The following is a 20,297-nucleotide window of genomic DNA, read 5'->3' on the forward strand; positions in this document are numbered from 1 at the left end:
GGCGTACCCGCTCCGCACGGACGCACGCAGTCACCGGCGACGTAGGCGCACCGCCGCGAGGACACCGCCGAGAACGCCCGCTCCGAACAAGGCGATCCCCCGTCGCGCATCGAGTCCGTCGCGGATCTCGAGGCGCGGAGTGATCACGACGGTGTCCGGCGCGGGACGGTGTGCCAGAGCCAGATTCGCGCGCGACGATGCCGCCAGCGCGGTACAGAACAGAATCAGGCGCGCGGTGAGATTGGCGAACACGAGCAGACCGAGGATCGGACCGAACGCGACACCGGCAGGCCCGACCAGCACCCTTTCGAGGTAGAGCGAGCCGGCCTGCTTGAGAATCTCGAATCCGATTCCGGCGAGCATTCCGGCGACGATCGCGCTGTGGAACGCGACGGGTTCGCGCGGCAACCGCGCGATCACCCAGGTGAACACAGCCGTGGTCGCGGCGATGGAGAAGAGCAGCGCTGCGATGCGGAGGGCCACTCCGATACCGACGATGTTCTCGAGATTGAAGAATTCGACCACCCGGCGCATGATCGGTCCGCTGCTGACGGCGGACAGACCGAGCGAGACCGCCATGGCCAGTGCGAGGCCGAGCAGTGCCGCACCGTCCTTGAGCTTGACGATCACGAAGTTCGGCTTGTCCCGGGCGTAGTCCCACATCGCTGTCAGGGCGTCCCGGAGGTTCGACATCCACGCGAGCCCGGCGTACACCGCGGCAAGCGAGCCGATGAGACCCACCGTGCTACGCGCGTTGATCGCGGAGTCGATCAGGTTCTGGACCGTGCCGCCGAGTTTCCCGGGAATGTTCTGAGCGATCGCGTCGCGCACCTCGTCGAGCAACTCGGGCCGCCCGGCGAGCACGAAACCGACGAGCGCGAAACCGACCATGATGATGGGCACGATCGCGAGAACCGTGAAGTAGGTCAGCCCGGCGGCGTAATAGTCCCCCTTCTGGCTCTGATAGCGGTCCACAGCCCGCATCAGACGGTCGAACGAAGGATGTGCGGCGCGCTGACGCTCGAGAAAACTCGGCTTCTTGTCGCCATCAGGCTCGCCGGCCATCAGGGGAACTCCTTCGTCTACTTTCGGGGCAGGAATCCAACCCTGTCATAGACCTGCGCCAGCGTGCGGGACGCAACCTCACGGGCCCGATCCGCGCCGTGCTCGAGTATCCGGAGCAGTTCCGCCTCGTCGCTCAGGTACTCGTCGACGCGCGCGCGGATCGGTGTGACGAACTCGGTGAGCACCTCTGCCGTGTCGGCCTTCAGATCGCCGTAGCCCTTGCCCTCGTAGCCCGCGACGAGGTCGTCGATGCTCCGTCCGGACAGGGCCGACTGGATCGTGAGGAGATTCGAGACGCCGGGCTTGGTCTCGCGATCGAACCGGATCTCGCGCTCGTTGTCGGTCACCGCCGAGCGGATCTTCTTCGCCGACACCTTCGGGTCGTCGAGGAGATTGATCAGGCCCGCGTCGGTCGCCGCGGACTTGCTCATCTTCGCGGTCGGGTCCTGCAGGTCGTAGATCTTGGCGGTTTCCTTGACGATCATCGGCTCCGGTACGACGAAGGTCTTCCCGAAACGGGAGTTGAACCGCTGAGCGAGATCGCGGGTGAGTTCGAGGTGCTGGCGCTGATCCTCGCCCACGGGAACGTGGCTGGCGCGGTAGAGCAGGATGTCGGCGGCCATGAGGATCGGGTACGTGAACAGCCCGACTCCCGCGTGGTCGGTGCCCTGCTTCGCGGCCTTGTCCTTGAACTGCGTCATTCGCGATGCTTCACCGAATCCGGTGATACAGCTCAGAACCCACGCCAGTTCGGCATGTTCGGGCACCTGGCTCTGCACGAAGAGCACCGACTTCTCCGGGTCGATGCCGATGGCGAGCAACTGCGCGGCGGAGACGAGCACACGCTTGCGGAGGAGTTTGGGTTCGTGCGGAACCGTGATCGCGTGCAGGTCGGGGATGAAGTAGAAAGCGTCGTTCTCGTCCTGCGCGGGAACCCACTGCGCCAGCGCACCGAGGAAGTTCCCGAGATGGAAGGAATCCGAGGTGGGCTGGATGCCGGACAGCACACGCGGGCGCGCCTTGGGCTTCGTGGTGTTCGGAACTGCAGTGCTCGACATGCGTTCGATAATTTCACGAATCGATTCGGGTGATGCCACCGAGGTCCGCCTGTGCGCCCGGCGCGCCGGCGCTCAGTCGAAGGTAACCGTCACCGGCGCGTGGTCCGACCACCGTTGGTCATAGCTCGCCGCCCGCTCCACACGGGCATCGGTCACCCGCGCGGCGAGCGCCGGGGTCACGAGGTGGTAGTCGATCCGCCACCCGGCGTCGGTGTCGAATGCTTTGCCGCGGTACGACCACCACGAGTACGGGCCGGCCACGTCGCCGTGGACGTCGCGGACCACATCCCGCCATCCGGCGGCGAGCAGGTCCGCCACCCAGGCTCGTTCGCCCGGAAGGAACCCCGACTTCTTGACGTTGCCCTTCCAGTTCTTGATGTCCCGCTCAGTGTGGGCGATGTTCCAGTCGCCGCAGACGACCATGTCCCTGCCCTGGGCGGTCACCGCCGCCGATCGTTCCGCGAGGTACGCCCCGAAGCCCTTCATGAAGCGCTCCTTGTCGTCCTGCTTGGGCGTCTGCGCCTCGCCGGTGGGCAGGTACAGGCTTGCGACCGTCACGCCGCCGAAGTCCGCCTCGATGTACCGGCCCGCGGCAGCGAATTCCTCCGCGTCGAATCCCACGCGCACCGCGTCGGCGGGAGTGCGCGACAGGATCGCCACGCCCGCTCGTCCCTTCGCCGACGACTCGGCTCCGACGCAATGCCAGCCGGCTTCCAGCGCGGGTGCGATCGCGGCGTGGAACTGCTGCTCGGTCGCGCGAACTTCCTGGAGGCAGACGATGTCGGCCGCCGACCCGGCCAGCCAGGCAAGCAGACCCTTGCCGGCGGCGGCGCGCACGCCGTTGACGTTCACGGTGGTGATGATGAGCGACACGCGGGTCACCGTATCCGACGTATCGGACTGTTCCGGCGCGCGGCGTACCCGTTCGTGGCGTGCACCACCCCGGATGCGGGCGCGCCCGTGCACCGGTCCCGGAAACACAACGGGACGCCCCGAAGGGCGTCCCGTGTTCGTGCCGGTGTGAAGAGAACCGGGTCAGGCGCGAGCCTTCTGCAGGTTCTCGTCGAGCGCGCCGAGGAACTCCTCGGTGGTGAGCCAGGCCTGCTCGGGGCCGACGAGCAGTGCGAGGTCCTTGGTCATCTGACCGGATTCGACGGTCTTGATGACGACGTCCTCGAGCTGCTGTGCGAACTCGATCACCTCGGGGGTGTTGTCGAGCTTGCCGCGGTGCTCGAGACCACGGGTCCAGGCGAAGATCGACGCGATGGGGTTCGTCGACGTCGGCTTGCCCTGCTGGTGCTGACGGTAGTGGCGAGTCACGGTTCCGTGAGCAGCCTCTGCCTCGACGGTCTTGCCGTCCGGCGTCATCAGGACCGAGGTCATCAGGCCGAGCGAACCGTAGCCCTGCGCGACGGTGTCGGACTGCACGTCGCCGTCGTAGTTCTTGCATGCCCAGACGTAGCCACCCTCCCACTTGAGCGAGGAGGCGACCATGTCGTCGATGAGGCGGTGCTCGTAGGTCAGGCCCGCGGCGTCGAACTCGGCCTTGAACTCTTCCTCGTAGATCCGCTGGAACTCGTCCTTGAACATGCCGTCGTAGGCCTTGAGGATCGTGTTCTTCGTCGACAGGTACACGGGGTAGTTGCGCTGCAGACCGTACGAGAGCGATGCGCGCGCGAAGTCCTGGATGGACTTCTTGTAGTTGTACATACCCATGACGACGCCGCCGTCGTCGGGGATCTGGCACACCTCGTGCTGGATCGGCTCGCTGCCGTCCTCCGGGGTGAAGGTGATCGTCACGGTGCCCGGACGATCGACCTTGAAGTCTGTGGCGCGGTACTGATCACCGAACGCGTGGCGACCGACGATGACGGGCTTGGTCCAGCCCGGCACCAGACGCGGCACGTTGGAGATGATGATCGGCGCGCGGAAGATGGTGCCGCCGAGGATGTTACGGATGGTGCCGTTGGGCGACCGCCACATCTTCTTCAGGCCGAATTCCTCGACCCGGGCCTCGTCCGGCGTGATCGTCGCGCACTTGACGCCGACGTTGTGCTTCTTGATCGCGTTGGCCGCGTCGATGGTCACCTGATCGTCGGTGGCATCGCGGTGCTCCACACCGAGGTCGTAGTATTCGAGATCCACATCCAGGTACGGATGGATCAGCTTGTCTTTGATGAACTGCCAGATGATGCGGGTCATCTCGTCGCCGTCGAGTTCGACGACCTTACCTTCAACTTTGATCTTGGACATGTGCGCTTCTTGTCCTCCTAGGACGTTTACTTGGTCCCCAATCGACCGCACTTTGTGAGCGCAATCGCCTCGGCTCGGTACGAGCGAGCATGGCCCTGTCCCACGTACTGACAGCGACCAAACATGACAAGCGTACTGCTATTCGACGCGTCCGCAAAGCGGCAATACCGCCATACGACAACTACCGACCGGTAACCTTGCCGCTGGTCACAGCCACTACGAGACCCCGTGCCCCTCGTCACGCGAGAGTCGCTAGACTTTCCGCGAGGTCATGAGTGCCAGCGTGAAGCCCCGGCTTGCTGGCCGGCAACCCTCCAGCCAGGGTGGGGTGCTCCGGGTGAGGACACGGTCGTCGGAACACCGACGGCAAGCCGGTTCCGGGAGGGTGAGATGACGAGCTGTCACGAACAGCTTCCACTCCAGCCCTCCCCCGTGGTTAAGGACACGATGAGCGACACCCAGAACACCCTCCCAGCGAGCAGCAGGGCCGCCGAGTCGCTCCCGGGCGTCTGCTTCACCACCCTCTCGCTCCGCGCCGAGGCGGTCAACCCATGACCACGGATACGGAGCCTGTGTCCGTCGAACTGCCGCCCGCCGACGGTCGCCTCGGGAAGATCGGCATCGGCACCCTGATGCTCGAGAGCGGCGAGTCGCTGCCCGACGTCACGATCGCGGTTCAGCGGTGGGGTGCACTCTCTCCTTCCCGCGACAACGTCGTCCTCATCGAGCACGCCCTGACAGGTGATTCGCACGTGACCGGCCAGGCCGGTCCGGACCATCCGTCGCCGGGCTGGTGGTCGGGAATGGTCGGTCCCGGAGCCCCGCTCGACACCGATCGCTGGTGCGTGATCTCCACCAACGTGCTCGGCGGCTGCCGTGGCACCACCGGCCCGGGAAGCCTCGCGCCCGACGGTAAGGCCTGGGGCTCGCGCTTCCCGCAGATCACCGTGCGCGACCAGGTCGCTGCCGAGGCAGCACTGCTCGACGCACTCGGCATCGACACACTCGCCGCAGTGACCGGCGGCTCGATGGGCGGCATGCGCACGCTCGAGTGGATCGTCACCCACCCCGACCGGGTACGTTCCTCGCTGGTTCTCGCGACCGGCGCACGCGCGACCGCCGACCAGATCGGGATGCAGAGCACGCAGATCGCAGCGATCACCGCCGATCCCGACTGGCAGGGCGGTGACTACTACGGCACCGGACGCATCCCCGCGACCGGTCTCGGCATCGCCCGCCGGATCGCCCATCTGACGTACCGCACCGAATTCGAACTCGATGCCCGGTTCGCGAACCACCCCCAGGACGGCGAGGACCCGTGGCGTGGTGGGCGGTACTCGGTGGAGGGTTACCTCGAGCACCAGGCAGACAAGCTCGTGGCACGGTTCGATCCGGGCACCTACGTCGTGCTGTCCGAAGTGATGAACCGTCACGACGTGGGCCGCGGCCGCGGCGGCGTCGAAGCCGCACTCGGTTCCACGCCGGTGAAGACCATCGTCGCCGGTGTCGACTCGGACCGCCTCTATCCGCTGCGGTTGCAACAGGAGATCGCCGACGGGCTGCCCGGAGCCGACCGGCTGCGCGTCCTGACCTCCCGCAACGGCCACGACGGGTTCCTCACCGAGGCTGAAGCCGTCGCGAAGCTGCTCGACGAACTGATGGTGCTCGCGCAGCGGTAGCCGTACTGCGGGGAAATCGATCGGACGAGGGAAGAGGGCCGGCCGTTTCGGCGGCCCTCTTCACGTCTGTCTGCGGTTCAGTCGGCCGAGGAAGTCGCTGCCGCGGTGACGACGCGGGCGAGGTCGCCGGGGCGGCTCCACATCGGCCAATGCCCTGTCGGCAGGTCGACGAGGTCGACCCGCTCCAGGTTCGACACTTCGGCGAACATGGGATGCCCCGCGTCGGCCAGCTCCATGATCTGGGTGCTCGGGATCGAGCAGCACACCAGCGTGGTCGGGACCGCCCGACGCGCATCGTTCGTGAGCTCGACTCGCCCGCGGAGGACGGGACCCGGTTCCGGGACGGCCCTGGCCCGGAAGTGCTCGAGAGCTTCGGCGCTCAGTCCCTCGAGGCTGGCCTGCTCCCCCAGCGCGTCGAAGGGCGGCAGCGGAAACTCGTCCAGATCCTCGGGCGCATCCGGCGCGAAGACACTGCCGGACGCGACGGGCCCACTGTCGACCCACACCACTCGGCGGACACGTTCAGGATGCCGATCGAGTACGAGGCTTACCGGCGCGTTGGCTCCGCTGTGCGCTACAAGGACGACCGGCTCGGCCTCCGAGGCCTCCACCTGGGTCATGGTCTGTTCGATCGCCGTCACCTGGTCGTCGAGCGTCCGGGAGGCCCGATCGGGGTCCCGTTCGTCGAGGCCGGGAAGCGTCATCGGGATGGCTCGCCGGCCGTCGGCGGTCAGGTGTTCCAGCACTTCGTCCCATGCCCATGCCCCCAGCCAATGGCCGGCGATCAGGATGATGGTCGGGCTGCTCGCGTTGTTCGTCACACCACGATGCTCTCGCGCCTCCAGGACAACGGTATGTCACCATTTCTGACATGATTTTTCGTCCGGGGCTGGAAACGAACCGGGGTGGGACATGAAGAGGGCGGAGCGGCTCCACGCGCTGTCCGAGATGCTGCGACGCAGCGGACCGCGTGGATGCACTGCCGAGCGACTGGCACGAGAGTTCGGCGTGTCCGTGCGGACGGTCAAGAGAGACCTCACCGCGCTCGAGAACAGCGGCGCGCCGATCTGGTCGCGCCCGGGTCCGGGCGGTGGCTACGGGCTGGTCGCCCGAGGAACCCTGCCACCGGTCACGCTGACCCCAACGCAGGCGGTGGCACTACTTGCCGCGGTCTCTGCCGCACCCGATGCTCCGTACGCCGATCTCGCCTTGGCGGGCGTTCGGAAGATCATGGACGTACTCGATCCACAGACCCGGACCAAGGCCGACGAGCTGGCCGGTCGCGTCTGGGTCGACGCTCCTCGTACTCCGCGCACGATCAAATCGGCGCTGGAGGAAGCGATGTCCGAGCAACGGGTGGTGCGTATCGGCTACACCTCGCGTGACGGCAACACGACCACCCGCGATGTCGAGCCGGTGATGTTCGCCTCCAGGAACGGCCAGTGGTACCTGATCGGCTGGTGCAGGCTACGCAATGCCATGCGGTGGTTCCTCGTGTCCCGTATCGAGCACGCCAGCGCCACCAAGATTGCTTGCAGCGGCCATGACATCGGCGAAATCGGAATCCCCCCGACGACAGCCAGACCGGTGAACGACCAAGGCGACTGACGTACTCGATCGGCGTCTCCGGTCGGTACAGCCAGTGGAGTCCCTAGCGGCCGGACGGCAGGAACGCTGCCGCGCCCGACAGATCACCTGGCCGATCCACCACTGGCCCGAGGAGACCGCGGCGCTCGAGGATCGGCCGCACTCCCTCACCGAAGCGGTACGCCTCTTCGAGGTGGGGATAGCCCGAGAGCACGAAATGGTCGAGCCCGATCGACGCATACTCGGCGATGCGATCGGCGACCTCCTCGTGCGAGCCGACGAGCGCGGTGCCCGCGCCGCCGCGGACCAAGCCGACGCCCGCCCACAGGTTCGGCGACACCTCGAGGCTGCGCGAATCACCACCTGCGGCGTAGCTGCTGCCACCGCCGTGCAGTTCCACCATCCTCCGCTGCCCTTCCGACCCCGACCGCGCCAGGCTCTGCTGGGCCTTCTCGACGGTCGCGGGATCGAGGCCCGAGAGCAGCCGGTCGGCCTCCGCCCAGGCTTGTTCGGAGGTGTCCCGGCTGATGACGTGCAGGCGGATGCCGTAGTCGAGGGTGCGGCCCTGAATGTCGGCCAGACCGCGGATCCAGGCGATCTTGTCCGCGACGGCGTTCGGCGGCTCACCCCACGTGAGGTAGGTGTCGCAGTACCGGGAAGCCACGGTTCCCGCAGCGGGCGAAGACCCGCCGAAGAACAACGGCGGCGCCGGTTCGGGGATGCGCTGGAGTCGGGCGTTCTCGACCTTGATGTAGTCGCCGTCGAAATCGACCGGTCCGTTGCCCGCCCACAGCCGACGGAGGACGTCCAGATACTCGCCGCACCGGGCATAGCGCTGGTTCTTGTCGAGGAAGTCACCGAAGGTGCGCTGCTCGTGATCTTCGCCGCCGGTCACCACGTTGAGGAGCAAGCGGCCCTGCGACTGCCACTGGAAGGTCGCCGCCATCTGCGCGGCGAGGGTCGGGGCGATGAGCCCGGGACGCAGTGCCACGAGGAACTTCAGGGTTTCGGTGGTGTCGATCATCATGGCCGTCGTCAGCCACGCGTCTTCGCACCAGGCTCCGGTCGGAGTGAGCACCGACTCGAATCCGCTGGACTCGGCGGCCGCCCCGATCTGGTTGAGGTAGCGCAACGTGGCAGCCCGGTCTCCCGACATCGAACTGCCGTGACCTCCCGCCATCAGATTCCGGGAGTCCCCGTAGGTGGGGAGAAACCAGTGCAGATGCAAAGACACGCGACATCCTCGGGTCGACGACAGACATGGAACCGGGGGTCAGTAGACCAAGGCACGGCGGCACGAGGCGACAGTTGAAATCAGCGTGAGCGGAATACGTGTGTGGCAGCCGCAGCGATGGTTAGCGTCGCCGAGTTGCACACCCCTCACCGACGGATCGAGCCCATGACCACGCTGTCCCAGCCCAGTTCCGCTCCCGAGACCGAATCGGACCCGGAGCGCCGTAAGCGACTACGCACTGTCGTCGCGGCGAGTCTGCTCGGCACCACCGTGGAGTGGTACGACTTCTTTCTCTATGCCACGGCCGCCAGCCTGGTGTTCAACCAGCTGTTCTTCCCCGACCAGAGTTCGTTCGTCGGGACGATGCTCGCATTCGCGACGTTCGCCGTCGGCTTCGTGGTCCGCCCGATCGGTGGTGTTGTCTTCGGACACATCGGCGACCGCATCGGCCGCAAGAAGACGCTCGCGCTCACCATGTTCATCATGGGCATCGCCACGGCCCTGATGGGCGTCCTGCCCACCCACGAGCAGGTCGGCATCGTGGCACCGATTCTGTTGCTGCTGCTGCGGATTCTGCAGGGCTTCGCCCTGGGCGGCGAATGGGCGGGCGCGGTCCTTCTCGCCGTCGAGCACAGCCCCGAGAAGAAGCGCGGCCTGTTCGGGAGCATCCCGCAGGTGGGCCTCGCCCTCGGACTCGCGTTGGGCACCGGAGTCTTCGCCGCTCTCCAAGTGATATTCGACGAGGAGCAGTTCTTGTCGTACGGCTGGCGTATCGCCTTCCTGCTCAGCCTCGTTCTCGTGGGTGTCGGTTTCGTCGTCCGGCTGAAGGTCGACGAGACTCCTGCCTTCCGCGAGGTGCAGGAACTCGCCAAGAAGTCGGCGGCACCGCTTGTGGACGTCTTCCGTCCGGGAGTGCGTCGCAGCACGGTTCTGGGTTTGCTGTCGCGCTGGGGTGAAGGCGCGGCGTTCAACACGTGGGGAGTGTTCGCCATCGCCTACGCCACGAAGGACCTGGACTTCGAGAAGGTGCCGGTGCTGCTGGTGGTCACCGTCGCCGCCCTCGTGATGGCTGGACTGCTGCCGTTGTCGGGCGTGCTGGTGGACCGGTACGGTGCGAAACGCATCTACATCATCGGTATCTCGGCCTACGGCCTCGCAGTCTTCCCCGCATTCGGGCTCTTCGGGACGAACGACCTGATGTGGTTCGCGGTCGCCATGGTCGTGGTCTTCGGCATCGTGCACGCGCTGTTCTACGGGGCACAGGGCACGCTGTACGCGAGCCTGTATCCGGCGGAGATTCGGTACACGGGACTGTCGGTGGTCTACCAGTTCTCCGGCATCTACGCGTCCGGCATCACGCCGATGATTCTCACGGCCCTGATCGCTGCCGGCGGGGGATCTCCCTGGATCGCCTGCGCCTATCTGGTCGGCACGGCCGCCGTCAGCGTGGTGGCGACCGCACTGATCCGTAAGCAGGATCTCCGCCTCTGACCCGAACTCCGACGACCGCCGGCGTCTGCGAATTCGCAGACGCCGGCGGTCGTCTTTCCCGAAACTTCTGTCCGGGCCGTCTCTCCGGTTCGCTCTATCCGGTGCCGAGCGGGTCGATGGACGCGGCCAGCGCCACGATCACGCCGCCGACGACGAGCAGCGCACCGACGTCGAAACCCTTGCTGCGCACCGCAAGCACACCGACCCGGCTCTCGTCGAGAACCCACCGCAGCAAACCCGCGAGAATCGTGGCGCCACCGAAAACGAACGCGCCGCGTCGCCACCGGTCTGCGAGAACGAGAGCCACCGCTAGTGCGATCACCAGAGCGACAGCGATGAGCGGCAGGTTCAGACGTGCGAATCGTAAGGCGCGGCCCATGACGGTGTGCCCGGCCCGCTCAGCGCGCCGCGAGTTGCTCTGCCCGCTCCACCACGTTGGTGAGCAGGAAAGCGCGGGTGAGGGGTCCGACACCGCCGGGGTTCGGGGAGACGAAACCCGCAACCTCGCGCACGTCCTCGGCGACGTCGCCGCGAAGTCCGTCGGCGGTGCGGGAGACCCCCACATCCAGAACCGCCGCACCGGGCTTGACCATGTCGGCGGTGACGAGGCCCGGTACGCCCGCCGCGGCGATCACGATGTCGGCGCGGCGCACCTCGGCGGCGAGGTCCTTGGTCCCGGTATGACACAAGGTGACGGTCGCGTTCTCGCTGCGGCGCGTGAAGAGCAGGCCGATCGGGCGGCCGACGGTGACGCCGCGGCCGACGACCGTCACGTGCGAACCGGCGATCGGCACGTCGTAGCGGCGCAGAAGGTGAAGGATGCCGCGCGGCGTGCACGGGAGTGCCGCTTCCTTGCCGAGAACCAGGCGACCGAGGTTGATTGGATGCAGACCGTCGGCGTCCTTGTCCGCGTCGATCCGTTCGAGGGCAGCGTTCTCGTCGAGGTGCGCGGGCAACGGCAACTGGACGATGTATCCGGTACAGGCCGGATCGGCGTTGAGCTCGTCGATGGCCTGTTCGAGCTGTTCCTGGGTGATGTCGGCGGGCAGATCCTTGCGGATCGAGGTGATGCCGACCTTGGCGCAGTCGCTGTGCTTGCCGCGCACGTACGCTGCCGATCCCGGATCGTCACCGACGAGGATGGTGCCGAGGCCGGGCGTGATGCCCTGTTCCTTCAGCGCGGCCACGCGGGCCTTCAGGTCCTCGAAAATCTCGTCGCGGGTCGCTTTGCCGTCCAGGATCGTCGCAGTCACGTGTCCATTGTTCCAGGCGACCGCACATCGCGGATCGTCAGCCCGCGTGCACGGGTCACCGCCTCCGACGGATCGCCGGTTCTCGTGATGACGCGGGCGGGTGGCCCGGTGAGCGCGGTCTCCCCTGCCGCTCCCCGCCGTGCCCGCACCCGCCCACGACCGTCCGTCGTCGTCCGCCGGCTCGGCGTCGGCGACCGGCGCTCGCGGTCATGCGGCAGCGCAGCCCCGGCGGAACCCGGCGACGACCCAGCGGCCTCGCCGGGACGGCACAGTCGGTGACGAGTGCGGATCCCAACGGATCACCCAGCGGGAAGCACCTGCGGAGTTTTCACAGGCCATCCACCGAACGCATCGCGTTCGCCTTGTTCGCCTATCAAATTGCTTTCGCACAACAACATTCGATGCGAAAGGCCGCCCGCGAGGACGCACGCACCCCGTTCGCGCCGACACCGAATCCGAGATCTTTCGAGAGAATCCGAACCCAAAACACTTGGTAGCAAGCATATTCCAACCCTCAAGCCGACGGACGAGGTCATCCGACCACCTCCGCACCGCACCCCATCAGCGAAACCACAGACCGGAACCGATACACGATCCGTAACGGATTGTCGTGTAGGTGCGACAATCCCGTTGACACACAACCGAAAACAGGAGGAACACCATGGGCTCGGTCGAAATCCTGCAATGGATCGGCGACGGGTATGTCGCAGGAGAGCCGATACAGTCCGCGCTCTTCACCGCTATTGCTTTCCTCGGGATGCCGTTTGCGGTGATCCACCTCCTGCTGGGGGGATCCTTCTAGTCGGCAGCGCATCACACCGCCGTCCGGCAACATCCGTCTTCTGCGGGCGAATCGGCGGCGGTCGCGCCCCTGCCACCATCGAGGCGCGACCTCCCCGAACCCCGAACGTTTGCCGTCGTGATGCTATCTTTCCTTGGTTATGTTCAGAGTGATGTTCCACGAACCACGCATTCCGCCCAACACCGGCAACGCCATTCGGATGGTTGCCGCGACGGGCGCCGAACTGCACCTCGTGGAGCCACTCGGGTTCGATCTCTCGGAGCCGAAACTGCGGCGCGCCGGTCTCGACTACCACGACCTCGCGTCGGTCACTGTCCACGCTGATCTTGCTGCGGCATGGGACGCGTTGAAGCCTGAGCGGGTGTTTGCCTTCACCGCTCACGGCACCACCGGTTATGCAGAGATCGAATACCGGCCGGGCGACGTACTGCTCTTCGGACCGGAGCCGACGGGGCTTTCGGCCGACGTCCTGTCCGACCCGCACGTCACATCACAGGTCCGTATCCCGATGCTGCCGGGGCGGCGGTCGCTGAATCTGTCGAACGCGGCCGCGGTGGTCAGTTACGAAGCCTGGCGCCAGAACGGCTTCGAGGGCGGCGTCTGACCCGTCCGCACATCTCGAAACGGCGGTGGCCGGGCATCTCCGGGATGCCCGGCCACCGCCGTCCTGTCGGACCGTCTCCGCGATGTGGCTATGCGCCGCTCTCGGTGGGCCGGCCGGAACGCGCCCACCCGTCGGTGCCGCCGGCGACGGAGACCGCGTCGATTCCCCGTCCCGCGAGGTAGTCGGCAGCCTGGAGGCTGCGTCCACCGACTGCGCAGATCACGTACACGGTCCCGGTCGCGGGAATCTCGTCGATTCGGGCGACGAACTCGCTGAGCGGGATGTTGGTGACCCCGGGCACGCGCACCTGGGCGTATTCGTCGCGCTCGCGCACATCGATGACGGGTGCTCCGTCGGCGCGTGCGGACTCGAAGGTAGCCAGGTCGACCTCACGCATCGGTGCGGGTCCTCTCGGTAGGGATTTTCGTCGGGTGTTCCGGATGAGCACCGCAGAAGCCGATTCCACGCACACGATCAGGAACGCCATCACGGTAGCGCGACCCAGCCACCGACGGCCGAGGCACCCGGTATGTGCCGTCGGCGGGTGGAGGTCAGCGGAAGTCGCGCGACTTTCCCGGCATCCTCAGGTCCATGGGCTCGAGGTGATCTGCGATGAGCGTCACCACCCAGTCGGCATTCTGGAGCCGTCCACGAACGAGTAGGGCCGACGCCGTGTGCGCAAGCGTTCGGTAACGCGCCCACAGACCGACCGAACACACCACGTTCACCATGCCCGTTTCGTCTTCCAGGTTGATGAACGTGACCCCGGCGGCGGTCGCGGGTCGCTGCCGGTGTGTCACCGCCCCACCGACGAGCACCCTCGTTCCGTCGGGAACGTCGAGCAGTCGCGACGCCGGAACCACGCCGAGCGCGTCGAGCCGTTCGCGCAGGAACTGTGTCGGGTAGCTGTCCGGGGACACCCCGGTGGCCCAGACGTCGGCAGCAGCGAGTTCGAGCGCACTCATGCCCGGTAACGACGGCGCCACGGCGGTCGCTCCGACGCCGGGCAGACGGCCCGGGCGCTGTGTGGCCGCGGGAGCAGCGGCCCACAGCGCCTCCCGCCGTGTCACGTCGTACCTGCCGAGCGCTCCCGCCGTCGCGAGCGCCTCGGCCTGCGCAGTGGTGAACTCGATCCGGGCGGTGAGGTCCAGGAACGAGGTGTAGGGGCCGTTCTCCTGCCGCTCGGTCACGATGCGCTCGGCCAGGTCGTCGCCGATGTGGCGCACCGACGCCAGACCCAGCCGCACTTCCTTCCCCGCGTTCTCCACCGTGGCATGTGCGAGGCTCACTCCCACGTCGGGACCGTGCACGATCACTCCGTGCCGACGCGCGTCGGCGACGAGCGACTGCGGCGAGTAGAAGCCCATCGGCTGCGCCCGGAGCAGACCCGCGCAGAAGGCGGCGGGATGATGCAGTTTGAACCAGGCGGAATAGAAGACGAGCGACGCGAAACTCTGTGAATGACTTTCGGGGAAACCGAAATTCGCGAACGCGTGCAATTTCTCGTAGATGCCGTCGGCGACGGCACCGGTGATGCCGTGCAACTCGCGCATCCCCTCGTAGAGACGGCCGCGGAGACGCTCCATCTTCTCGGGCGACCGCTTCGATCCCATCGCCCTCCGCAACTGGTCTGCCTCGGCCGCGGTGAACCCGGCAGCGTCGACCGCCATCTGCATCAACTGTTCCTGGAACAACGGGACGCCGAGGGTGCGTTCGAGCGACCGTTCGAGGCAGGGGTGATCGTAGGTGACGGGTTCGAGGCCATTGCGCCGACGGATGTACGGATGCACGGACCCGCCCTGGATGGGCCCGGGCCGGATGAGCGCCACTTCGATGACGAGGTCGTAGAAGTGCCTCGGTTTCAGGCGCGGCAGGGTGGCCATCTGCGCGCGCGACTCGACCTGGAACACGCCGACCGAATCGGCGCGGCGCAGCATCTCGTAGACGCCGTCCTCGGCCAGGTCTAGTTGTGCGAGGTCGACCCGGACGCCTTCGTGTTCGGCGACGAGGTCGATCATGTAGTGCAACGCGGAGAGCATGCCCAATCCGAGAAGGTCGAACTTCACAAGTCCCGCGGCCGCGCAATCGTCCTTGTCCCATTGCAGGACGGTGCGTCCCGGCATCCGCGCCCATTCGACAGGACAGACATCGGAGACGGGCCGGTCGCAGATCACCATGCCGCCCGAATGGATCCCGAGATGCCGTGGCAACCCTTCGATCTGTTCCGCGAGATCGAGCACAGGGGCAGGAATGTCCACGTCGGTTTCGACGCTCACCCCTCCCCATCTGCTGATCTGCTTGCTCCACGCATCCTGCTGTCCCTGCGAGTAACCGAGGGCTCGCGCCATGTCCCGCACTGCGGATCTGCCTCGGTAGGTGATGACGTTGGCGACCTGCGCGGCGTGGGTGCGGCCGTATTTCGCATAGACGTGCTGGATGGCCTCTTCGCGCCGGTCGGATTCGATATCGAGATCGATATCGGGTGGACCGTCGCGTTCGGGCGACAGGAACCGCTCGAACAGCAGGCTGTTGCGCACGGGATCGACGTTGGTGATGCCGATGGCGTAGCAGACCGCGGAGTTGGCGGCCGAACCTCTTCCCTGACAGAGGATGTCGTTGGCCCGGCAGAACTCGACGATGTCGTGGACGACCAGGAAGTAGCCGGGAAAACCGAGACTGCCGATGATGCCGAGTTCGTGTTCGATCTGCCGGTAGGCCGCCGGGTTCCGCTCGGCAGGACCGTACCGGCGACGCGCGCCGGCATAGGTGAGGGCACGCAGCCAGGTGAATTCGGTGTGTCCCTCGGGCACGTCGAACGGGGGCAGTTTCGGGGCGATGAGGCGCAGGTCGAAGGCGCATTCCCGGCCGAGTTCCGCCGCGGTGTGCACGACACCGGGGAAGGCCGCGAACAGCCTGGCCATCTCGGCTCCGGATCGGAGATGTCCGCCTCCGGTCGGCGGGAGGCGACTCGCTGCGTCGTCGAGGCTCTGCCGGTCGGAAATGGCGGCCATCGCCATGGCGAGGCGCCGGCGACCGGGTTGCGCGAAATGTGCCGCCGTACTGGCTATGGACGAAATCCCGTGCCGCTTCGCGAGTTCGAAGAGTGTGGCGTTGCATTCGTAGTCGGCAGGATCTCCGTGCCAGGTGAGTTCGACGGTGACGCGGTCGGGCCCGAACCGGTCGACGAGGTCGAGCAGAGCGGCTTCGGCTGCTCCCGCACCACCGCGGTCGAGAGCACCGCGTACATGCCCTCGACGGCACCCGGTGAGGATCTGCCAGTGACCGCCCGCAGCCTCGGTGAGCGCGTCGTAGTCGTAGCGGGGTTCGTTCTTCTCCCCACCGACCAGGTGCGCATCGGCGATCTGCCGTGACAACCGGCGATATCCCTCCTGGCCGCGGGCGAGCACCAGCAGATGGGCGTCGTCGAGCGACAGTTCCGCCCCGAACACCGTCCGCATGTCGAGTTCCCGCGCGGCTTCGGCGAAGCGCACTGCCCCGTACAGGCCGTTGTGGTCGGTGATCGCCAGAGCCTCGAGACCGAGGCGCACCGATTCTTCGACGAGTTCTTCGGGGGTCGAAGCGCCGTCGAGGAAGCTGAACGCCGAGTGTGTATGCAGTTCCGCATAGGGCACCAACGGGCCGTCGGGGGGCCGAGCGCTGCCTTCGTACTCACCTCGAGTGCGACTCCATGCCGGGCTGTCGTTGCCGTCTCCGGGGTGGACGGGATCGCGCCGGGAGGTGCCGGGTGCGGGGCGGCCGGACAGGACACGTTCCATCTCCGACCAGGTCGGTGGGCCGTTTCCCCATCCCATGGAATACCTCCAGCTGCATGTATCCACCCAGATTATCGCACGTATGTTCGATACTTGGTAGAAGCGCAGCGTCGGTCGGTGGTGCCTATGTCGCTGATGTGCCCTCAGCCTCCGAACACCGGACCGCCACCGAAAAAAGCTCGATGCGAAATCGGCTGATTCCCATCGACATCCACAACTCCGTACTCCGGTCCCGTCTCCGCCGTGATGAGTGTCGAGCCGCTTCGGCGGTTCACCTCAGGATCCGACGCCAGCGCGACGACGACGCGACCGACGAACTCGGGAGTCTCGGCGTCGGCCAGCGGAAAACCCTGGAAGTTGTCGAGTCCGCGAGCCAGCATGGCCTCGTTCTTTACCAGCCCCGGCCAGAGCGACAGCGTGGTGACGCCGGTGCCACGCAATTCCACCGCCATATCGGCAGCCATCTTGTCGAGGCCCGCCTTCGACATTCCGTACAGCACCGAGTGCAGGTGACCGCGCGTACCGAAAGACGAGATGTTGACGATCATTCCGGTGCTTCGCGGCACCATCATCCGGGCCGCCTCCACCGAGGCCACGTAGTGAGCGCGGAGGCCGACACCGACGAGGCTGTCCCAGTCCTCGACGGGGCGCTGCCAGAACGGCTCGGTGAAACCGGCGAAACCTTTCGGGGCGGCCCACACGTTGTTCACGAGCACATCGAGCCGCCCGTTCTGCTCGCGGGCGATGGCAGCGAAGAGATCGCGGATCTGGGAATCGTCGCGATGATCGCACTGCACCGCGATGCCGTGACCACCACGCTCGGTGACGATCTCTGCGGTGCGATCCAACGGCCCGTCCACACCGACGGGTCCGCGGCCCGTGACGTAGACCGTCCAGCCGGCGGATCCGAGCGCGCAGGCGATGCCCTTGCCGACACTTCGGCTGGCGCCGGTGACGAGAGCCACCTTCCGAACTGCTTCGGCTCCCGTCATGTCGGCTCCCGTCATGTCGGCTCCCGTCATGTCGGCTTCCGTCATGTCGGCTCCCGTCATGTCGGCTTCCGTCATGTCACTGCACCACTTTCACGTCGTCGGTCAGAGCGCGTTCGATGGACCACAGGACGCGCACATGACACTTCGAGATCTTCCACTCGCCGTCCTCGACCACGTAGTCGTCGTCGTAGTCGAGTGCGGTGACCCGTTCGGTCCGAGCGCTCATATCCACCTGGCGAAACCGCAACGTCCATTCACCGGTCGCGGTCTCCGGACTCGTGAGGCGAATACTGGGATGCATCCCGTGATGCATATCGAGGACGACGAATCGATCGTCGACGCGCTGAAGCGCGATCCGGGAGTACACGGCCACCAGGCCGTCTGCGTCGTCGAAGCTGCCGAGCGCCGGGCCGTAGTAGATGTCGGCGCCTTCTGCCACGAAGCACGCACGCATACCGGTGGGGTCCTTCGCGTCGCAGGCGCGAAAATAACGGTGCTTGAGCATCCGGATCTCTTCGAGGGCTTCGAGTCGCGCCAATCGATCCTCGATGGTCGGCATGCGTGGAACCCCCGTGCAGGTTGTGGCGTGGTCGGCTGGGCCATCCTGGCACAGATTCGCATTCTTCGGACCTTCCACCGAGTGCTTGTCTCCGCGGTTCGGGCATGGCCGACCCGATGTCGTGATTGGCTGTGTTCGCGGGTGTGCGCGGCACCGGCGACGGAGATCACCCGGAGGGAGACCGCCCGATGACCACGACTTCCAGGACCCGCCCCCGGTACGAAGTAGCCGACCGGATCATCCCCGGGTCGGACGTCCTCGACTCCCAGAACACCCATCGCCCCCGGTGCCCGGTGCTGATCCCCGACCGTCACTGCTCCCCCGAGGATGCTCCGGGCCCAGGCCTTCCTGCCCTCGGCGACACCGGACCCCGATGACGACCCGCCCCCACGTCGATCCGCGGCGCGTGCGGCATTGCGCACCCCCTGGTCTCGACGACGCCGCACTGCTCCCGGCGCGCCCACACGTAGTCGTCGTCGGTGCCGGTATCGCCGGGCTCGCAGCGGCCACCGGCCTGGCCGAACGCGGCGTGGATGTGGACGTCGTCGAACGTGAAGACCACATCGGCGGGCGGGTCGGAGGCTGGACCGATCACCTCGCCGACGGCACCCCGGTCGCGGTCAACCGTGGATTCCACGCCTTCTTCCGGCAGTACTACAACCTGCGGGCACTGCTGCGCCGCGGCGACCCCGGACTCCGGGTCCTGACCGCGCTCGACGACTACCCACTGATCGATGCATCCGGTCGACGAGACAGCTTCCGCGGTCTTCCCCGCACACCGCCGTGGAACGCACTCGGCTTCGCACTGCGCAGCCCCACCTTCAGCTTGCTCGACCTGATTCGCGTCGATCCGCGAGCCGCCGCGCCGCTGGCCGCCGTCTCGGTTCCCGAGATCTACCATCGGCTCGACCACCTCGACGCCGAAACGTTTCTCGAGCAGATCAACTTCCCACCCGCCGCCAGGCACCTCGCGTTCGAGGTGTTCTCACGCAGTTTCTTCACCGAACCGGGCAAGATGTCGGCTGCGGAGCTGGCCACGATGTTCCACATCTACTTCCTCGGCTCGAGCGAGGGCCTGCTCTTCGACGTGGCCGACACCAATTTCGACGAACTGTGGTTGCCGCTGCGCGAATACCTGACGGCCGAGCCGACCCCGTCCCGCACGGGCACCGTGCGCTTTCACACCGGTGTCGCCATCTCGACCGTCGACACCACCGCCGGTCCCCCGTTTCGGCTCTTCGACACCACAGGTGCGAGCATGGATGCCGACGGAGTGGTTCTGGCCACCGACGCCACTGCACTCCGTCGGATCGTGGCGGCCTCACCCACCCTCGGCGACACCGCCTGGCAGACCAGGATCGGGAAGCTGGACGCTGCACCCGAATTCCTCGTACATCGGCTCTGGCTCGACCGGCCCGTCGACGACGACCGCCCGGCGTTTCTCGGCACCGGCAGTCTCCACCCACTCGACAACATCAGCATCGTCGACCGCTACGAACGCCAGGCCCGCGAATGGGCGCAACGGCACGGAGGCTCGGTGGTCGAACTCCACGCTTACGCGTTGCCCGAGCCCCCGGCCTCCGACCCGGACCGGGATGCACTGCAACAGCAGATCGTCGCGCGACTGCACGCCCTGTATCCCGAAACCGCCCAGGCCCGCGTCCTCGGCGAACGGCTGTTGTATCGGCGGGACTGCCCCCGCCTCGGTCCCGGAGACTTCGCCGAGCGGCCCACCGTGGCTACTCCGCACCGCGGATTGGCGCTGGCCGGGGACGGAATCCGAATCGACCTGCCGGTGGCGTTGATGGAGCGGGCCGCCACCACCGGCTGGTCGGCCGCCAATCACCTGCTCGGCCAATGGGGTATTCGCGGCCACGATCTGTACACCGTGCCCACCCGAGGCCGGTCGGCACTGCTCCGGCGACTGGCGACTCAAGAAAGCTGACC

19 protein-coding genes and 1 riboswitch are annotated in these 20,297 nt (G+C 66.7%); of the genes, 7 read left to right on the plus strand and 12 right to left on the minus strand.

All coding sequences use genetic code 11. From position 1 onward, the window contains the following. Nucleotides 1–30: 30 nt before the first annotated feature. The 4 genes from RDCOP1_RS07845 to RDCOP1_RS07860 form a co-directional block, all read right to left on the minus strand. A complete protein-coding gene (locus RDCOP1_RS07845; protein WP_072699518.1) occupies nucleotides 31–1,065 on the minus strand; it encodes a YhjD/YihY/BrkB family envelope integrity protein in 1,035 nt (344 codons plus the stop codon). Between the two features lie 17 nt (nucleotides 1,066–1,082). Next, entirely contained in the window at nucleotides 1,083–2,123 is a 1,041-nt protein-coding gene (gene trpS, locus RDCOP1_RS07850) for a tryptophan--tRNA ligase (RefSeq protein WP_072699519.1), read from the minus strand. Between the two features lie 72 nt (nucleotides 2,124–2,195). Beyond that, nucleotides 2,196–2,996 (minus strand): exodeoxyribonuclease III, encoded by an 801-nt coding sequence (locus tag RDCOP1_RS07855; protein ID WP_174555779.1) that lies wholly within the window; start codon nucleotides 2,994–2,996, stop codon nucleotides 2,196–2,198. Between the two features lie 162 nt (nucleotides 2,997–3,158). Next, nucleotides 3,159–4,376 (minus strand): NADP-dependent isocitrate dehydrogenase, encoded by a 1,218-nt coding sequence (locus tag RDCOP1_RS07860; RefSeq protein ID WP_072699520.1) that lies wholly within the window; start codon nucleotides 4,374–4,376, stop codon nucleotides 3,159–3,161. Between the two features lie 267 nt (nucleotides 4,377–4,643). Next, nucleotides 4,644–4,755: riboswitch (SAM riboswitch) on the plus strand. A 172-nt stretch (nucleotides 4,756–4,927) separates the two neighbouring features. Between RDCOP1_RS07860 and metX the strand changes: the two genes are divergently transcribed. Continuing rightward, a complete protein-coding gene (metX, locus tag RDCOP1_RS07865; protein WP_072699521.1) occupies nucleotides 4,928–6,055 on the plus strand; it encodes a homoserine O-acetyltransferase MetX in 1,128 nt (375 codons plus the stop codon). A gap of 77 nt (nucleotides 6,056–6,132) precedes the next feature. Here metX and RDCOP1_RS07870 read toward each other — a convergent pair whose 3' ends face one another. Beyond that, nucleotides 6,133–6,876, minus strand: a complete 744-nt coding sequence (locus RDCOP1_RS07870) for an alpha/beta fold hydrolase (RefSeq protein ID WP_072699522.1) — start codon at nucleotides 6,874–6,876, stop codon at nucleotides 6,133–6,135. 91 nt (nucleotides 6,877–6,967) lie between these two features. Here RDCOP1_RS07870 and RDCOP1_RS07875 point away from each other — a divergent pair, with 91 nt between their 5' ends. After that, on the plus strand, nucleotides 6,968–7,663 hold the full coding sequence (locus tag RDCOP1_RS07875; protein WP_072699523.1) for a helix-turn-helix transcriptional regulator: 696 nt from the start codon (nucleotides 6,968–6,970) through the stop codon (nucleotides 7,661–7,663). Nucleotides 7,664–7,706: 43 nt separating this feature from the next. Here the strand turns inward: RDCOP1_RS07875 and RDCOP1_RS07880 are convergent, their stop codons facing one another. Next, nucleotides 7,707–8,876: an LLM class flavin-dependent oxidoreductase gene (locus RDCOP1_RS07880; protein WP_072699524.1), complete on the minus strand. Its 1,170-nt coding sequence runs from the start codon at nucleotides 8,874–8,876 to the stop codon at nucleotides 7,707–7,709. 165 nt (nucleotides 8,877–9,041) lie between these two features. Between RDCOP1_RS07880 and RDCOP1_RS07885 the strand changes: the two genes are divergently transcribed. After that, entirely contained in the window at nucleotides 9,042–10,367 is a 1,326-nt protein-coding gene (locus tag RDCOP1_RS07885) for an MFS transporter (RefSeq protein ID WP_072699525.1), read from the plus strand. Between the two features lie 94 nt (nucleotides 10,368–10,461). Here RDCOP1_RS07885 and RDCOP1_RS07890 read toward each other — a convergent pair whose 3' ends face one another. Together RDCOP1_RS07890 and RDCOP1_RS07895 are read right to left on the minus strand one after the other, a co-directional pair. Continuing rightward, nucleotides 10,462–10,746: a DUF3017 domain-containing protein gene (locus tag RDCOP1_RS07890; protein WP_072699526.1), complete on the minus strand. Its 285-nt coding sequence runs from the start codon at nucleotides 10,744–10,746 to the stop codon at nucleotides 10,462–10,464. 19 nt (nucleotides 10,747–10,765) lie between these two features. Further along, the gene (locus RDCOP1_RS07895) at nucleotides 10,766–11,620 is read right to left on the minus strand and encodes a bifunctional methylenetetrahydrofolate dehydrogenase/methenyltetrahydrofolate cyclohydrolase (protein WP_072699527.1); all 855 of its coding nucleotides are present in this window, start codon (nucleotides 11,618–11,620) and stop codon (nucleotides 10,766–10,768) included. Nucleotides 11,621–12,281: 661 nt separating this feature from the next. Between RDCOP1_RS07895 and RDCOP1_RS21460 the strand changes: the two genes are divergently transcribed. Next, nucleotides 12,282–12,422 (plus strand): hypothetical protein, encoded by a 141-nt coding sequence (locus RDCOP1_RS21460; RefSeq protein WP_169619887.1) that lies wholly within the window; start codon nucleotides 12,282–12,284, stop codon nucleotides 12,420–12,422. A gap of 139 nt (nucleotides 12,423–12,561) precedes the next feature. Next, nucleotides 12,562–13,026, plus strand: a complete 465-nt coding sequence (locus tag RDCOP1_RS07900; protein ID WP_072699528.1) for a tRNA (cytidine(34)-2'-O)-methyltransferase — start codon at nucleotides 12,562–12,564, stop codon at nucleotides 13,024–13,026. Between the two features lie 88 nt (nucleotides 13,027–13,114). Here RDCOP1_RS07900 and RDCOP1_RS07905 read toward each other — a convergent pair whose 3' ends face one another. The 4 genes from RDCOP1_RS07905 to RDCOP1_RS07920 all read right to left on the minus strand — a co-directional run bounded on the left by RDCOP1_RS07905 (nucleotide 13,115) and on the right by RDCOP1_RS07920 (nucleotide 18,350). Further along, the gene (locus RDCOP1_RS07905; protein WP_072699529.1) at nucleotides 13,115–13,423 is read right to left on the minus strand and encodes a rhodanese-like domain-containing protein; all 309 of its coding nucleotides are present in this window, start codon (nucleotides 13,421–13,423) and stop codon (nucleotides 13,115–13,117) included. A 154-nt stretch (nucleotides 13,424–13,577) separates the two neighbouring features. Then, the gene (locus RDCOP1_RS07910) at nucleotides 13,578–16,838 is read right to left on the minus strand and encodes an error-prone DNA polymerase (RefSeq protein WP_072699530.1); all 3,261 of its coding nucleotides are present in this window, start codon (nucleotides 16,836–16,838) and stop codon (nucleotides 13,578–13,580) included. Between the two features lie 104 nt (nucleotides 16,839–16,942). Then, entirely contained in the window at nucleotides 16,943–17,866 is a 924-nt protein-coding gene (locus RDCOP1_RS07915) for an SDR family NAD(P)-dependent oxidoreductase (protein ID WP_072699531.1), read from the minus strand. A 1-nt stretch (nucleotide 17,867) separates the two neighbouring features. Further along, entirely contained in the window at nucleotides 17,868–18,350 is a 483-nt protein-coding gene (locus RDCOP1_RS07920; RefSeq protein WP_072699532.1) for a nuclear transport factor 2 family protein, read from the minus strand. 188 nt (nucleotides 18,351–18,538) lie between these two features. Here RDCOP1_RS07920 and RDCOP1_RS07925 point away from each other — a divergent pair, with 188 nt between their 5' ends. Both RDCOP1_RS07925 and RDCOP1_RS07930 read left to right on the plus strand, forming a co-directional pair. Beyond that, nucleotides 18,539–18,727, plus strand: a complete 189-nt coding sequence (locus RDCOP1_RS07925; protein ID WP_143152185.1) for a hypothetical protein — start codon at nucleotides 18,539–18,541, stop codon at nucleotides 18,725–18,727. Then, nucleotides 18,724–20,295, plus strand: coding sequence for an FAD-dependent oxidoreductase (locus tag RDCOP1_RS07930; protein WP_072699534.1), 1,572 nt, complete (start codon nucleotides 18,724–18,726; stop codon nucleotides 20,293–20,295). The genes RDCOP1_RS07925 and RDCOP1_RS07930 overlap by 4 nt, the downstream gene beginning before the upstream one ends. Nucleotides 20,296–20,297 lie beyond the last annotated feature (2 nt).

Source organism: Rhodococcus coprophilus NBRC 100603 (genome assembly GCF_001895045.1).
Classification (GTDB): domain Bacteria; phylum Actinomycetota; class Actinomycetes; order Mycobacteriales; family Mycobacteriaceae; genus Rhodococcus; species Rhodococcus coprophilus.